At 65.1% G+C, this 15,612-nt stretch carries 14 protein-coding genes; 7 read left to right on the forward strand and 7 right to left on the reverse strand.

Going from position 1 to position 15,612, the window contains the following annotated elements:
* The first annotated feature begins 25 nt into the window (after positions 1-25).
* A complete protein-coding gene (locus D2N39_RS02860; RefSeq protein ID WP_119133254.1) occupies positions 26-751 on the forward strand; it encodes a helix-turn-helix transcriptional regulator in 726 nt (241 codons plus the stop codon).
* On the opposite strand, the gene D2N39_RS02865 is transcribed toward D2N39_RS02860, so the two are convergent.
* Positions 699-1,790 (reverse strand): ABC transporter ATP-binding protein, encoded by a 1,092-nt coding sequence (locus tag D2N39_RS02865; protein ID WP_199725184.1) that lies wholly within the window; start codon positions 1,788-1,790, stop codon positions 699-701. The two genes, D2N39_RS02860 and D2N39_RS02865, sit on opposite strands and share 53 nt — an antisense overlap.
* Before the next feature lie 117 nt (positions 1,791-1,907).
* Positions 1,908-2,687, reverse strand: a complete 780-nt coding sequence (locus D2N39_RS02870; RefSeq protein WP_119133255.1) for an SDR family oxidoreductase — start codon at positions 2,685-2,687, stop codon at positions 1,908-1,910.
* Positions 2,688-2,870: 183 nt separating this feature from the next.
* On the opposite strand from D2N39_RS02870, the gene D2N39_RS02875 reads away from it, so the two are divergent.
* Both D2N39_RS02875 and D2N39_RS02880 read left to right on the forward strand, forming a co-directional pair.
* A complete protein-coding gene (locus D2N39_RS02875; protein WP_233557035.1) occupies positions 2,871-3,875 on the forward strand; it encodes a Hint domain-containing protein in 1,005 nt (334 codons plus the stop codon).
* Between the two features lie 77 nt (positions 3,876-3,952).
* The gene (locus D2N39_RS02880) at positions 3,953-4,375 is read left to right on the forward strand and encodes a hypothetical protein (RefSeq protein ID WP_119133256.1); all 423 of its coding nucleotides are present in this window, start codon (positions 3,953-3,955) and stop codon (positions 4,373-4,375) included.
* A gap of 15 nt (positions 4,376-4,390) precedes the next feature.
* Here the strand turns inward: D2N39_RS02880 and D2N39_RS02885 are convergent, their stop codons facing one another.
* Entirely contained in the window at positions 4,391-5,749 is a 1,359-nt protein-coding gene (locus tag D2N39_RS02885; protein WP_119133257.1) for an esterase-like activity of phytase family protein, read from the reverse strand.
* A gap of 146 nt (positions 5,750-5,895) precedes the next feature.
* Between D2N39_RS02885 and D2N39_RS02890 the strand changes: the two genes are divergently transcribed.
* From D2N39_RS02890 to D2N39_RS02905, 4 genes are all read left to right on the forward strand, one after another.
* On the forward strand, positions 5,896-7,494 hold the full coding sequence (locus tag D2N39_RS02890; protein ID WP_119133258.1) for a peptide chain release factor 3: 1,599 nt from the start codon (positions 5,896-5,898) through the stop codon (positions 7,492-7,494).
* Positions 7,491-8,108, forward strand: a complete 618-nt coding sequence (locus D2N39_RS02895; protein ID WP_119133259.1) for a hypothetical protein — start codon at positions 7,491-7,493, stop codon at positions 8,106-8,108. The genes D2N39_RS02890 and D2N39_RS02895 overlap by 4 nt, the downstream gene beginning before the upstream one ends.
* A gap of 64 nt (positions 8,109-8,172) precedes the next feature.
* Positions 8,173-9,201, forward strand: a complete 1,029-nt coding sequence (locus tag D2N39_RS02900; protein WP_119133260.1) for a glycosyltransferase family 2 protein — start codon at positions 8,173-8,175, stop codon at positions 9,199-9,201.
* A 118-nt stretch (positions 9,202-9,319) separates the two neighbouring features.
* A complete protein-coding gene (locus tag D2N39_RS02905) occupies positions 9,320-10,846 on the forward strand; it encodes a DEAD/DEAH box helicase (protein ID WP_119133261.1) in 1,527 nt (508 codons plus the stop codon).
* Between the two features lie 99 nt (positions 10,847-10,945).
* Here D2N39_RS02905 and D2N39_RS02910 read toward each other — a convergent pair whose 3' ends face one another.
* Genes D2N39_RS02910 through nuoN form a run of 4 tightly spaced genes read right to left on the reverse strand, consistent with a single transcriptional unit; the run spans position 10,946 to position 15,604 of the window.
* On the reverse strand, positions 10,946-12,625 hold the full coding sequence (locus tag D2N39_RS02910) for a ribonuclease J (protein ID WP_119133262.1): 1,680 nt from the start codon (positions 12,623-12,625) through the stop codon (positions 10,946-10,948).
* Positions 12,622-13,401: a type III pantothenate kinase gene (locus tag D2N39_RS02915; protein WP_119133263.1), complete on the reverse strand. Its 780-nt coding sequence runs from the start codon at positions 13,399-13,401 to the stop codon at positions 12,622-12,624. Before D2N39_RS02915 ends, D2N39_RS02910 begins: the two co-directional genes overlap by 4 nt.
* A gap of 12 nt (positions 13,402-13,413) precedes the next feature.
* Positions 13,414-14,142: a biotin--[acetyl-CoA-carboxylase] ligase gene (locus D2N39_RS02920; RefSeq protein ID WP_407645518.1), complete on the reverse strand. Its 729-nt coding sequence runs from the start codon at positions 14,140-14,142 to the stop codon at positions 13,414-13,416.
* Positions 14,143-14,167: 25 nt separating this feature from the next.
* A complete protein-coding gene (gene nuoN / locus D2N39_RS02925; protein WP_119133265.1) occupies positions 14,168-15,604 on the reverse strand; it encodes an NADH-quinone oxidoreductase subunit NuoN in 1,437 nt (478 codons plus the stop codon).
* Between the last annotated feature and the right edge of the window lie 8 nt (positions 15,605-15,612).

Raw genomic sequence — 15,612 nt, forward strand, 5'->3', positions numbered from 1 at the left:
CGCCAAGCCGTCAGCCTGTGCCATCATGCGCCGCACCGACCGCCTTTTCGAGCTTATCCAGATCCTGCGCGACGGGCGGTTGCACCGCGCCTCGGAAATGGCAGAGCGGCTTGAGGTCTCGGTGCGCACCATCTGGCGCGACATGGCGACGCTGATGGCTTCGGGCCTGCCGGTGGAGGGCGAGCGCGGGGTGGGCTACATCCTGCGCGCGCCGATCACCCTGCCACCGATGATCCTGACCCCGCCCGAGATGGAGGCGCTGCGGCTGGGGGTGCGGCTGGTGGCGGAAGGTGCCGATCCGGGGCTGGCGCGCGCGGCGCGCGGGCTGGCGGCCAAGATCGCCGCCGTGGTCCCTGCCCCGGCGACGCCCGAACCCGACGATCTGTTCGTCTATTCCGCCGATGAAACCCAGCGCGCCGCGCCGCATCTACCGGTCCTGCGACAGGCTATCCGCGCGCGGCAGCGGCTGGCGATCACCTATATCGACCCGCAGGGCGCCGAGACGCACCGTGACATTCGCCCCCTGCAACTGGAATTCTGGGGCCGGGTCTGGACGCTGGCCGCCTTCTGCGAGGCGCGCGGCGATTTCCGCAGCTTCCGCGTGGACCGCATCGTCGCCATCACCGAAACGGGCGAGACCTACCCCGATGAACCGGGTCGGCGGCTGGAGGATTACCGCGCCCGCATCGCCGCCGAACTCACGCCCGCCGATGCGCCGGAAACACGAAACAGCGATCCCGCCGGATCATAAGCCACAGCGCCGTGCCCGGTTTCGGCAGAAACACCCCCGGCACGGCAGCAGTCAGGGTCGAGCCGTCGTAATCCATCACGAATTCCACAAGGCTCTCGCGCCCCATGAACCGCGCGCGCTGCACCGTGCCGCGTGCGGGCGTGCCGTCCATCGGCGTCGGGTGCGGGCCGCGCCCGGCGCGGTCGAAGTCGATCTTCAGGTGCTGCGGCCGGATGACGATTTCCACCTCGCCGCCATCAGCATGGCCGGGGGTCAGGAACTCACCGAACGGGGTCAGGGTCAACGCGCCACGCGATACGCCCCGGATCACGTTGACATCACTGAAGAAAGCCGCCGCCGCCCGATCCGCCGGGCGGGTATAGACGTTGTAGGGCGATCCCTGCTGCACGATCCGACCGTCGCGCATCAGCGCGATTTCATCGGCCATGCGCATCGCCTCGTCGGGTTCATGCGTCACCAGAAGGACAGCCGCGCCCTCTTCCTTCAGCACCGCCAGCGTGGTGTCACGGATGCCGTCACGCAGGCGGTTGTCGAGGCCGGAAAACGGCTCGTCCATCAGCATCAGCCGCGGGCGCGGCGCCAGCGCACGGGCCAGCGCGACACGCTGCTGTTCCCCGCCCGACAACTGGTGCGGATGCTTGTCGCCATAGCCTGAGAGGTTCACCTTCTCCAGCAACTCATCCACCCGGCGCGCACGGGCAGCCCGGTCGCCGGTCAGCCCGAAGGCCACGTTGCGCGCCACGGTCAGATGCGGGAAGAGCGCGAAATCCTGAAACATCAACCCGATGCCACGCCCTTCCGGTGGCACGCGGGTCACCGTGTCGCAAACCAGACGGCCATCCAGATGGATTGTGCCGCTGTCCTGCATCTCCACCCCGGCGATGATGCGCAGCGTGGTGGACTTGCCGCAGCCCGAAGGGCCAAGCAGGCAGGTCACCTGCCCCGGCATCACCGACAGCGACACGTCATCCACCACCCGGCGGGCACCGAAACTCTTCACGATGTCCCGGATCTCGAGACGGGGAGGCAGGCTTGTCACGATGGCGTCTTTCAGTCCGGCAGATTTCTCGACTGAAACGATTGGGTTTCCCCCGTCCCTTAGCAAGCCCCCCCCGCCAAGGCAAGCCCGCCGGGGATTGTCCCGGCGGGGCGCGGCTTACAGCGTCGCGTTTGTCGCCCCGCCGTCCAGCAGGATGTTCTGCCCGACGATGAAACCTGCATGCTGCGAGGCAAGGAAGGCGCACATCGCGCCGAATTCCGCGCGCGTGCCATAGCGGCGGGCCGGAATCGTCGCCATGCGTTCGGCCCGCGCTTCGTCCCGGCTGATACCACGCGCCTGCATCACGCCACCATCCAGCGCGGTCGCGCGGTCCGTGTCATGGATGCCCGGCAGCATGTTGTTGATGGTCACACCGAAGGGCGCAACCTGCCGCGAGGTGCCCGCGACATAGCCGGTCAGCCCGGCGCGGGCCGAATTCGACAGGCCAAGCTGCGGAATGGGCGCCTTCACCGATTGCGAGGTGATGTTGATGACCCGCCCCCAGCGCCGCTCGATCATCCCCGGCAGCAAAGCCTTCATCAACGCGATGGGCGCCAGCATGTTGGCATCCAGCGCACGGATGAAATCGTCGCGGCTCCAGTCCGACCACAGGCCGGGCGGCGGTCCGCCGGCATTGGTGACAAGGATGTCCACATCCCCCGCCGCAGCCAGAACCTCGGCCTGCCCGGCCTCGGTCGTCACATCGGCCGCGACCGTGGTCACGGGAACGCCATAGCTTTCGCGGATCTCGGCCGCCGCAGCCACCAGCGCCTCGGCGCCACGGGCGTTCATCACCAGTTCCACCCCGGCCGCCGCCAGCGCCTCGGCGCAGCCGCGCCCCAGCCCCTTGGACGAGGCGCAGACCAGTGCCCTTTTTCCCCGAATGCCCAGATCCATCGCGCGCCCTCCGTTATGATGCGGGCAGACCGTAGCAAGCAGTCGGGGCGTTGCCAAGGCGGCACCAATCCACCCCTCTTCTGCCCGAATGCTGGCACATTTTGATGGCTTGATGCAGAAAAGCATTTCGCGGCAGGCGCTTGCCCGCTGCGTCTTTTGCGCAGACCAAGGACAGCACATACCATGACCGACACACCGACCCGCCTTCTGCCCGGACAGGCCTGCATGGTCTTCCCCGCCGATGCGGTCTATGTCGCGCATGGCGTGAACATGGGCGACGGGCTTGCCCCGCCCGAAGACATCTGCCCCGGCGACGTCTATGAACTGGAACCGGGGACTGCGGCGTTGCGATTGGTCGTCGCGCGGTCTGCCGATGCGCAGCAGGTCGCGCAAGGTTCTGACCTCGGGAGCCCCGGCGATCCGGTGCGGATCGTGGCGCGCTATACATTGATGGGCGACGATGCCAACCGGGTGGAACTGCTGTTGCTGGCGCTTGGCGGCACGGCGGACGGCCTGTTCGCGCTGCCGCTGTCGCCGATGGCCGCCGGGCTGGGCTATACGTTGGTCAAGATCGAAGATGCGCCCGAGGATACGCCGCTGGCAGATCTGCTTTGTGTCAGCTTCGCGCGCGGCACCATGATCACCATGGCCGACGGATCGCAGCGCGCCATCGAGACACTGGCGACAGGCGACCGGGTGCTGACGCGCGATCACGGGCCACAGCCGGTGCGCTGGGTCGGCCATGCCACCCTGCGCGCGGTGGGGGCCTTTGCGCCGGTCGTCATCACTGCCGGGGCAATGGGCAATGCGGGCGATCTGATCGTCAGCCAGCATCACCGGATGTTCCTTTACCAGCGCCAGCGCCTGCCCGGACTGCCGACCTCGGAACTGCTAGTGCAGGCCAAGCATCTGGTGAACGACGAAACCATCTTCCTGCGCGAAGGCGCTTTCGTCGATTTCTTCAGCCTTGTGTTCGAACGGCACGAGATCATCTATGCCGAGGGCGTGCCCGCCGAAAGCCTGATGGTGACCGAGGCTGTGGTGAACCGCCTGCCGGTCGAACTTTCCGCCGAGGTCAGGGCGCGCTTCCCCGGCCTGAGCCAGAACCAGCATTTCGGGACCGAGGCAGGTCGGCAGGAACTGGAGGAGATCGGTCTGGGCCGCCGCGAATCCGCGGGCGGGAAATAGGGAACCCGGCACGGCCCCAAGGGCTTGACCCTGACGCGCCACAGACGATGCTGGCCCCAGAACCGGAGACCCCGCCGATGCGCCTGCTGCTGCCCGCCGCCCTGCTGATCGCCGCGACGCCGCTGGCCGCGCAGGATCTGCAACCACTAGATCCACTGCCCGAGGCGGTGCTGGCGATCCTGTCACAGGCAGAGGCGCCGGAATTCGTGCTGGGCTGGCAGAGCGATCTGGATGGCGACGGCGATGCCGATCTTCTGACACAGGCCGCCTATGCCGAAGGCGGCGGCAATACCGCCGTGCTGCGCCAGATGGTGCTGCGACGAGAGGGCGAAAGCTGGACCGTCTGGCAGGAGTTCGTGGCGCCAGACGGCATCAAATCCGCCCGGCTGGACACTACCGCCGCAGGCCGCGAACTGGTGCTGACTGTATTCAGCTACCAGCCCGACGATCCGCATTGCTGCCCCTCGGGCACGTCCGAAATGCGCCTGCCCCTGAAGTGAGGCAGGCGCGACGGCTCACTTCGCCGAAAGCATCTCGGCCACGTCCAGCAGGATCACTTCGTTGTCCGCCGCCGCATCCAGCTTGCGCCCCGACGAGAACGGCAGGTTGTTGTCATTCGCCACCATGATCTGCGTATCGTTCACCCGCATCACATCCTCGATGGTGAAGAAGGGGAAGGTGTGCTTGCCGGTCAGATCGCGCGTGGCCTGGGTTTCCTGACGGTTCACGCCCTCAGGGTCGGCAATGTCCATCAGGTCGATATGGCCGATGCGACGCACGAAGCCCTCGGCATCGACGCTGGCGGTGTCGATCAGCACGATGTTCTTCACCAGCGCGGGCAGCGGGAAGCAATCGGGCGCCGGATCGCCCGCGCATTTCAGCGAGGGATCACCCTCACCGTTGTCGCGCTCGATCACCAGCGCACGGGTCGCGTCGATGAAGTTGAAATCGCCAATCGCGGTTGCACCTTCGGCCAGACGGAACTTGAAGCCCTGCCCCGTCCACTTTTCCGCTGCCGTGTCAAAGGCCATAGCGCGCAGGAAAGCGCCTTCGGGCTGACCTTCCGCCGTCATCACCGGCTTTTCCAGCATGGCCCACAGAAGGGAAGTGCCCGGCTGATGCGCCATCCCCTCATACCCGCCCGAACGCGGCACGATCCAGTCCTTGCCGACCACCGAGGTGCCCGAATTGGCCGGGTTGTCCACCGATTTGATGACCTCTTCACCCTGCATGGTCGGATAGACCGCCAGCACCTTGCCATCAAGCGTGGCGCGGATCAGGAACGGGCCGAATTCCTCACCGATCCAGACCTCGCCATTGATGATCTGGATGCTTTCGGGGTCGAAATCCGCGCCCGTCAGATAGCGGCTGTCCGAGCCTTCATAGGCAATGCGGAACGGCACCTTGCGGTCAGGATCGTGCAGGAACAGGGTTTCCTTCACCTCGACCTTGCCGCTGGCGAAATCGGGCAGGATCCGGCTGAAGAACAGCAGCGCGTCGGGGCTGTTCAGCTTCGAGCCGAAGCCGTTATCGGTCAGCACATAGGTGGTGCCATCCTCGGCCTGCTGCATGGCGAAACCGGAAAAGCCCTGAAGCGGCTGGCCATTGAACGGCAGGTTCAGCCCGGTCGGGCGCTTGCCATGCATCGCGCCGGTATCGCCCGCCACGCTTTCGGCCATATCATTGCGGGCAGCGCCGGTGAACTTGCCCGACACGCGCGCATCCGCAGGGGCATCCGCCGGCGGGTCGATCAGCGTCAGGGCGGGCAGCACGGCCTGCCCTTTCAGCACCGCCGGGAAGGTGGTTTCCGACAGGGCCGGGGCGGCGATCAGCGTGGCGCAAAGCGCGGTGGCGGACAGAAGGCGCGACAGCATGGGAATCTCCTGCTTGGGTGTTGCTGCGCCGCTTCTGGCCGTGCCGCATTGCAGGAAGATGGCGCACAGACAAAGCTTCGGTGACGGCTGCGTGACGGGCCTTCGCGCCAGTGGACGACCGGCCCGCTTTGAGCTAAAGCGCGGCCATGCTGGACAATCGCCCCACCCTCCCGCCCGAAATCGCCCGCCGCCGGACCTTCGCGATCATCGCGCACCCGGATGCGGGGAAAACCACGCTGACCGAAAAGTTCCTGCTGTTCGGCGGCGCGATCCAGATGGCGGGTCAGGTGCGGGCCAAGGGCGAGGCGCGGCGCACACGGTCGGACTTCATCAAGATGGAACAGGACCGCGGCATCTCGGTCTCGGCCTCGGCGATGAGCTTTGACTACCGCGAGTTCCGCTTCAATCTGGTCGATACGCCCGGCCATAGCGATTTTTCGGAAGACACCTATCGCACACTGACGGCGGTGGATGCGGCGATCATGGTGATCGACGGCGCCAAGGGTGTGGAAAGCCAGACCCGCAAGCTGTTCGAGGTCTGCCGGTTGCGCGACCTGCCGATCCTGACCTTCTGCAACAAGATGGACCGCGAGGCGCGCGATACGTTCGAGATCATCGACGAGATTCAGGAAAACCTTGCCATCGACGTGGCACCGGCAAGCTGGCCCATCGGCTCGGGGCGCGAGTTTCTGGGCTGCTACGACATCCTGAACGACCGACTGGAACTGATGGACCGCGCCGACCGCAACCGCGTGGCCGAAACCATCGAGATCAAGGGGCTGGACGACCCCAAGCTGGCGCAGCACGTTCCGGCGGGAATGCTGGCGCAATTGCGCGAAGAGCTGGAAATGGCGCGCGAACTCTTGCCCGCCTTCGACCGCAAGGCGTTTCTTGAAGGCCATATGACGCCGATCTGGTTCGGCTCTGCCATCAACTCCTTCGGGGTGAAGGAATTGATGGACGGCATCGGGAACTACGGCCCCGAACCGCAGCCGCAGCCCACCGCCAGCCGCAAGGTCGCCCCCGAGGAAAAGCCGGTGACCGGCGTGGTGTTCAAGGTGCAGGCCAATATGGACCCCAAGCACCGCGACCGCGTGGCCTTCATCCGCCTGGCCTCCGGCCATTTCGAACGGGGCATGAAGCTGCTGCATGTGCGGTCGAAAAAGCCGATGGCAGTGTCGAACCCGGTGTTGTTCCTCGCTGCCGACCGCGAGTTGGCGGAAGAGGCCTGGGCGGGCGACATCATCGGCATCCCGAACCATGGACAGCTTCGCATCGGCGACGCGCTGACCGAGGGCGAGGATCTGCGCTTTACCGGCATCCCGTCGTTCGCGCCGGAACTGCTGCGCGGAGTGCGGGCCGCCGATCCGATGAAGGCCAAGCATCTGGAAAAGGCGCTGATGCAATTCGCCGAGGAAGGGGCCGCCAAGGTGTTCAAGCCGATGATCGGCTCGGGCTTCATCGTTGGTGTGGTGGGCGCGCTGCAATTCGACGTGCTGGCCAGCCGGATCGAGCAGGAATATGCGCTGCCCGTGCGGTTTGAAGCGTCGCAATTCACCTCTGCCCGGTGGGTGGCAGGGCCGAAGGCTGAAATGGACAAGTTCCTGAATGTGAACAAGGGCCATATCGCCCATGACCACGACGGCGACGTGGTTTACCTGACCCGCCTTCAATGGGACATTGATCGCATCCAGCGCGACTATCCCGAGCTGAAGCTGACCGCGACGAAAGAAATGCTGGCGTGACGCGGCCGAACCGCGTCTTGCCAACGGGCGAGATTGCGGCGGTGCCGTTTCGCGGCGCATGGATGGGCAATCGCGGGATATTGCATGATGCGGCGGGCCAGCTTGGCCCGGCGCGCTGGCGGCACAAGAACTGGATCTGCTGCAAGCTGGCATTCAAAGGCCGGAAGCGCCCGCTGATGGCCCCGCGCAGCTATACCGAACTGTTCTTTTACGACGAGCCGCAGGCGCTGGCCGCCGGGCACCGGCCCTGCGCCGAATGCCGGCGCGAGGATTACAACCGCTTTCGCGGAATCTGGGAACGGCTGTTCGGCCCTGCGGATGCGAAGGCCATCGACGAGGTTCTGCACAAGGCGCGGCTGGCCGGACGCCCGGCGCGGCAATGCCGCCATCTTGCTGCCGCGCAAAGCATGCCTGACGGCGCCATGATCCTGATCGAAGGCCAGCCCGCGCTGATCTGGCAAGGCGCCTTGCATCCGTGGACGCCCGACCTTGGTTATGGACCTGCCTTGCCCCTGCCCGATGGCCCCGCCACCGTGCTGACCCCTGCCCCGCTGGTTGCCGTGCTGACGGCCGGATACCGCCCCATCCCGCATCACAGCCTGACCGGAGCGTGACCGGCGCCGCCCTTGCGGCCCCGACCCAATCGCGCCAGACTATCGGCAACCGACAGGAGGTTCCATGTCCGCCCCCCGCGCCTTTCTGGTTGCAACCGCCAAGAACGAAGGCCCCTTCATCCTTGAATGGGTGGCGCATCACATGGAAGTCGGCTTCACCGACATCGTGATCTACCAGAACGATTCCGATGACCTGACGCATGAAATCCTGACGACTCTGCAAAAGCTTGGCGCCATTCGCTATTTCGACAACAGTGCGGCGGCGCGGGGCACCCATCAGGTGAGGGCCTATATCCGGGCCTCGCGCCTGAAATCCTATGCCGAGGCCGATTTCGCCATGGCGCTGGATCTTGACGAGTTTCTGGTGATCAAGACCGGCGACGGGCGGCTGGAGGATTTCGTGGCAGCCAGCCCGCCCTTCGACGTGGCGCAGATCAACTGGCGGCTGTTCGGCAATTCCGGCAAGCGACAGCAAAGCTTCCGCATGCAGACCGAACGCTTCACCATGGCCGATTATGCGATGGCCGACGATGAACGGTTCAACGCCTATAAATGCCTGTTCCGTCCGAAGTATTTTGAACGCCCCGGCATCCACCGCCCCAGCCCGCTGGAGGGGGTGGATGAAGACGCGCTGCGCGTAGTCAATGGTTCCGGCCTTGTGCCGGGGCAGTATCAGATCAAGAATTACAACTCCACCGATCCGGGTGGGCAAAGCCTTGCGCAGATCAACCATTACATCGTGCGCGATCTGGATACCTTCATGGTCAAGACCCGACGTGGCTCGGCCCATCAGGACGACCGGGAGGTGGGCCTGAAATACTGGGCGCTGCGCAACAAGAATTTCGTGGTGGATGACAGCATGGCGCCATGGCGCGAACGACTGGTCGCGCGGGTCGGCGCGCTGGACGATGCGACCTATGGCAAACTGAAACGCCTGCGGCGCCAGTCCATCGCCATCCAGAAGCGCAAGTTCGAGGAAGTGATGGAAGATCCCGAAGCGCGCAAGCTGCGGCGGGAGTGCATGAAGTTCGAAGGCAATATTCCCTTGCTGGGCAGTTACAAGGATGTGCTGGAACATGGCGGCCCAACTTGACGCGGCAGGAATTTTCCGTTAGGTGGCGGAAGGCAGCCTATGCCATGACGCCGGGGCGCCCGGACAAGCAGCGTCCCTCCACCTCCCCGCGGGCCGATCCCGCCGTGACAGGACGTTGATGACCAAGTTCTCCGATCTCGCGCTCGATCCGCGCGTTTTGCAAGCCGTCGCCGAAGCCGGCTATGAAACTCCCACCCCGATTCAGGCGCAGGCAATTCCGCCCGCCCTTGAGGGCCGCGACGTGCTGGGCATTGCCCAGACAGGCACCGGCAAGACCGCCAGCTTCTCGCTGCCGATGATCACATTGCTGGGTCAGGGCCGTGCCCGCGCCCGCATGCCGCGCAGCCTCGTGCTCTGCCCGACGCGCGAACTGGCGGCGCAGGTGGCCGAAAACTTCGACACCTATGCCAAGCATACCAAGCTGACCAAGGCGCTACTGATTGGCGGCGTGGCCTTCGGCGAACAGGACAAGCTGATTGACCGTGGCGTTGACGTGCTGATCGCCACGCCGGGCCGTCTGCTGGACCATTTCGAACGCGGCAAGCTTCTGTTGACCGGCGTGCAGATCATGGTGGTGGACGAGGCCGACCGGATGCTGGACATGGGGTTCATCCCTGACATCGAACGCATCTTCAATCTGACGCCCTTCACCCGGCAGACCTTCTTCTTCTCGGCCACCATGGCGCCCGAGATCGAGCGGATCACCAAGACCTTCCTGTCAAACCCGGTGAAGATCGAGGTGGCCCGCCAATCCACCACCTCGGAAACCATCGAACAGGCGCTGGTGCAGTTCACGCCCAGCCGCAAGGACCGCAGCTTTGCCGAAAAGCGCGCCGTCCTGCGCGCCCTGATCCGGGCCGAGGGCGAGACCTGCACCAATGCCATCATCTTCTGCAACCGCAAGATGGATGTGGATGTTGTCGCCAAGTCGCTGAAATCGCATGGCTTCAATGCGGCCCCGATCCATGGTGACCTGGATCAGTCGCAGCGGATGAAGACGCTGGATGGCTTCCGTGATGGCTCGTTGCAACTGCTGGTCGCCTCCGATGTGGCCGCGCGCGGGCTGGATATTCCCTCGGTCAGCCATGTGTTCAACTTCGACCTGCCTTCGCACCCCGAGGATTACGTCCACCGCATCGGCCGCACCGGCCGCGCCGGGCGCAAGGGCAAGGCATTCTCGATTGCCACCCCGCATGACGAGAAATACCTCACCAATATCGAATCGCTGGTGAAACAGGAAATCCCGCGTGGCAGCCTGCCCGAGGGCTTTACCCTGCCCGAAGCGCGCGAGCGGGACGACCGCCGCAAGGATGACCGGCGCCGCGAGGATCGTGCGCCGAAGGGCAAGGGTCCGAAGCCGCCGCGCGATACTGCCCCGCGCGAGGTGCAGCCCGAGGTGCAGGTCGTTGCTCCGGCCCCCGCCCCGGCACCGGCACCGCAGCATGTTCACACCCATGGCACCGGCCACCATCAGCACCACCACCGCGAGGACCGGCGCGACGACCGCCGCCGCAATGACCGGGATGACCGCGTTGTCGGCATGGGCGACCATGTGCCGGACTTCCTGCTGCGCAGCTTCAAGCTGAAGGAACAACCGGCAGACGAGACGCCAGAACCGCAGGTCGAAGAGGCCACTGCAGAATGACAAAGGGGCGCCGCGCGGCGCCCCTTTTCATTTCCGGGTCTTGTGCGGCGCCACAAGGCGCCCATTTTCAGGGCGCCCATTTTCTGGCGGCGGGCCGAGTTATTCCTCGGCCAGACGGCTGACGACCACTGTCACCTCGGGCTTCTTGCCGATCTCCTCGACCGCGACCTGACGAACGATGCGACGGATCGCCTCTTCCGTCTTTTCGTCGTCGCGCATCACCTTGGGCGGCGCAGTTTCGAGGAACTGGGTCAGTTCCTCTTCCATCGCCTCGGCCAGCGGCTGCCCGCGCTTGCCGGTTTCCGGCAGGCCCATCAACTCCACCCAGGCCTCGCCCAGCGGCTCGTTCTGTTCGTCCAGAATGACGTTGACCATGGCATGACCGTTCAGCGCCATGCGGATACGATCACGCACCACGCCTGACAGCGCCCCGATCAGGACAGAGCCGTCCAGATACAGCCGCCCGGTCTCGATATACTCGGCCACTTCCGGGGTATCGCCCGTCAAGTCCAGCATCATGCCATTGGTGGCAATCTCGCCCGCAATACCGCGCGCCTCGGCCAGTTTCACATGCTCGCGCAGATGACGGTGTTCACCGTGCATCGGCACCAGCATCTTCGGATGCAGCACCTCGTGCAGCTTTTCCAGATCGGGGCGGTTGGCATGGCCCGAAACGTGATAGCGCCCGCCGGTGTCATCCACCACATCGACGCCCATTTCAGAGAAGCTGTTCATGATGCGCAGCACATCACGTTCGTTCCCCGGAATGGTTTTCGATGAGAACAGGAACATGTCGCCGTCTTTCAGTTCCAGCCCCAGATACTTGCCACGCGACAGTTGCGCAGTTGCCGCCCGCCGCTCGCCCTGACTGCCAGTGACGATCAGCATGAGGTTCTGGCGCGAGACTTCCGTGGCCTGTTCCGACGGGATGATGGTCGGGAAATCGGTCAGAACGCCGGTTTCCTGCGCCACCTTCACCATGCGCTGCATGGCGCGGCCCAGCAGACAGACAGACCGGCCCGCTGCCCGGCCTGCCTCGGCGAGCGTTTTCAACCGCGCGACGTTCGATGCGAAGGTCGTCGCAACCACCATGCCGCCCGCATTGGCGATGAGGCCATGAATCGGATCGGCCAGCGTCGCCTCCGACCGGCCCGGCGCGGGCGAGAAGATGTTGGTGGAATCGCACATCAGCGCCTTGACCGGCGCCTCCTCGGCAATCGCGCGGAAAGCAGCCTCGTCCCAGCCCTCCCCCACGATGGGGGTCGGGTCCAGTTTGAAGTCGCCCGAATGCACCAGCCGCCCTGCGGGCGTGTCAATGATCAGCGCGGAGCTTTCGGGGATCGAATGGGCGATCGGCACGAATTGCACGCGGAACGGCCCGGCCTCGACCACCGCGGGGCGCGGCTCGACCGTGTGGATCACATCCAGCGGATGCCCCTGTTCCTCGAACTTCAGGCGGCCAATGGCGGCGGTGAAGCGCCGGGCATAGACCCGCTTCTTCAGCTTGGGCCAAAGATGCCCCAGCGCGCCGATGTGATCCTCATGCGCATGGGTAATGAAGATCGCTTCGATCCGGTCGGCGCGCGCTTCCAGCCAGGCGATATCGGGCATGATCAGATCGACGCCCGGTGTGGTGTCCATGTCCGGGAAGGTCACGCCCAGATCGACGACGATCAGCCGCTCACGCCCCTCCGGCCCGTAGCCGTAGACATAGCAGTTCATCCCGATTTCGCCGGCCCCGCCGAGTGGCAGATAGATCAGGCGGTTCTTCACGCTCATACGGTTTCCAGTTCCTTGTTATGGCGATGGATCAGAACGAGCCCGTGCATTGTCAGATCGTCCTCCACCGAATCGAACAGGTCGGTGCCCTGCTGAAAGAGAGGCGCAAGCCCCCCTGTGGCAATCACTTTCATCGGGCGGTCACGCTCCGCCCGGATCTGGCGCACGATGCCTTCGGCCAGACCGATATATCCCCAATACACCCCAGACTGCATGCAGGCCACCGTATTCGTGCCGATGGCTGTTGCCGGCTTGGTGACATCCACATGCGGCAGGGCCGCGGCGGCCATATGCAGGGCCTCAAGGCTCAGGTTCACGCCCGGCGCGATGACCCCGCCGATATAGGCGCCATCGGTATCCACCACATCGAAGGTGGTGGCAGTGCCGAAATCGACCACGATCAGGTTGCCGCCATGCCGGTCAAAGCCCGCCACGGTATTCACCAGCCGGTCCGGCCCGACCGTGGTGCCCTGATCCACACGCGGTGCCACCGGCAGCGCGCATTCCGGCTTGCCCACCACCAAGGGGCGGCAATCGAAATAGCGGTTGCACAGCACGCGCAGGTTGAACACCACGCGCGGCACGGTCGATGAGATGATTGCCTCGTCGATCTGCGCCTCGGTCTTGGTCAGCATCATCAGCGAGGACAGCCAGACGAAATATTCATCCGCTGTGCGCTTGTGGTCGGTGGCGATGCGCCATGTGGCGATGAAATCGCGCCCGTTCCAGATGGAAAAGACCGTGTTGGTATTGCCGCAGTCGATGGCCAGAAGCATGGTTGGCGCCTTTCAGAAAAAGACCTCGGCGGCGGGGATCGCCTCCCGCCGTCCGTCGATGTTCAGGACCAGCGCACCGCTGTCGTCGATTGTCTCGAAAATCCCGTGCCGTTCGGCCGTGCCGGTGCGCGCCCGGATGCGCTCGCCGCGCCGGGCTGCCCGGTCCAGCCAGGCGGCGCGGATGGGCGCGAAACCTTCGGCCTGAAAGCGGGCTTCCCACACCGCGAAGGCGGCGGCGAGATGGGTCAGAAACCGTTCGGGGGTGATGCGCAGACCGGTTTCGGCCAGCAGGCTGACCGGCGTCACGGCACCGGGTTCCACCGCCTCGACCGGCGGGGCGCCGATCAGGTTGACGCCGATGCCGATGATCAGATGGCTGACACGCCCACCTGCCCCGCCGCTTTCCAGCAGGATGCCAGCAAGCTTGCCGCCATTCAGCAGCACGTCATTGGGCCATTTCAGCGCGAAGGCGCCGGGCAGATCGGTCAGTCCCACACAGGCATCATACAAAGCCAGCGCCGCAATGAAGCTGCGCAGCGCCGCCATCTCGGGAGGTCCCTCGGGGCGCATCACCAGACTGCCGTAGAAATTGCCGCGCGGGCTGGACCACGGCCGCCCGCGCCGCCCCCGCCCTGCTGTCTGCTCGCCCGCAATGACCCATGCCGGACCTGTCAGGCCCGGCATGAGGGAAAGCGCATAAGCATTTGTGCTGTCAACCGTATCGAGGGCATGGCGCGCCACGCCCTCGGGCCAGACCGGGTCCGCGTTACCGGACAAGGGCTTCGGCCGCCACGGCCGCCGCAGGGTCGATCCCGAACAGGTTGACCGCCCCGACCAGCATGATCAGCGCCGCCGCCACGAAGGCAATCCACTGCGGCGCGCTCATCCGGCTTTCAACGGTTTCGCCGTCCTTGCCGAAGAACATGAAGTAGACGATGCGCAGGTAGTAGAAGGCCCCGATGGCCGAAGCCACGGCGCTGGCCACCACAAGCCAGGTCAGCCCGGCCGAAAGCGCCGCCTGCCACACCGCGAATTTCGCGAAGAAGCCGACGAAGGGCGGCACGCCCGCAAGGCTGAACATCAGCGCAAGCACGGCATAGGCTTTCATGGGTTCACGCTTCACGAACATGTTCAGCGCCGCGATATCGGTCACCGGCTTGCCGTCACGTTCCAGCGACAGGATGAAGGCAAAGGTGCCGATGTTCATGGTGACGTAGATCGCCATGTAGATCAGCATCGCCTGCACCCCGGCCGCCGTGCCCGCCGCGAGTCCGAGCAGCGCATAGCCCATATGTGCGATCGAGGAATAGGCCATCAGGCGCTTCAGGTCGCGCTGGCCGATAGCCGCGATGGCACCGACGAACATCGACAAGAGCGACATCACCGCAATGACCTGCTGCCAGTCGCCCGGAATGGCGCCGAAGGCGTCATAGGCCAGACGGGCCAGCAGCGCCATGGCGGCAACCTTCGGCGCGGTGGCGAAGAAAGCGGTCACCGGGGTCGGGGCGCCTTCATAAACGTCGGGCGTCCACATGTGGAAGGGCGCGGCGGAAACCTTGAAGGCCAGACCCGACAGCATGAAGACCAGACCGAACAGCAGGCCCAGCGGGATCTCGCCGCCCAGCGTGGACAGGATGCCCGAGAACAGCGTGGTGCCAGCATAACCATAGGTCAGCGACGCCCCGTACAGCAGCAAACCCGAGCTCAGCGCGCCGAGGACGAAGTATTTCAGACCCGCCTCTGTCGATTTCGCGCTGTCACGACGCAGGGCCGCGATGACGTAAAGCGCCAGCGACTGAAGCTCCAGCCCCAGATACAGCGCCATCAGGTCACCCGCCGAAACCATCATCATCATGCCGACCACCGAAAGGGCGACGAGGATCGGATATTCGAACCGCGCCAGATCGCGGCGGCTCATGTAATCGAAGCTCATCACCAGAACGGCCGCGGCCGACAGCAGGATGGTGATCTTGGCATACCGCGCGAAGGGGTCGTCGTTGAACATACCGCCGAAGGCGGTGCGCGCGCCCTCGCCGTTCGCCCCGATCCAGAACGCAAGGACGAGGAAGACCCCCGCCGTCACCCATGTGATGAGGCCCGCCGCCTTGTCCTTGGTGGTGTAGACCCCGAACAGAAGCGCCGCCATGGCGTAGATCGAAAGTGCGACCTCGGGCAGGAGGATGTTGAAATCGGTGCCGGTCATGGGCGGGC

Source organism: Gemmobacter lutimaris, assembly GCF_003570715.1.
GTDB classification, from domain to species: Bacteria; Pseudomonadota; Alphaproteobacteria; order Rhodobacterales; family Rhodobacteraceae; genus Gemmobacter; species Gemmobacter lutimaris.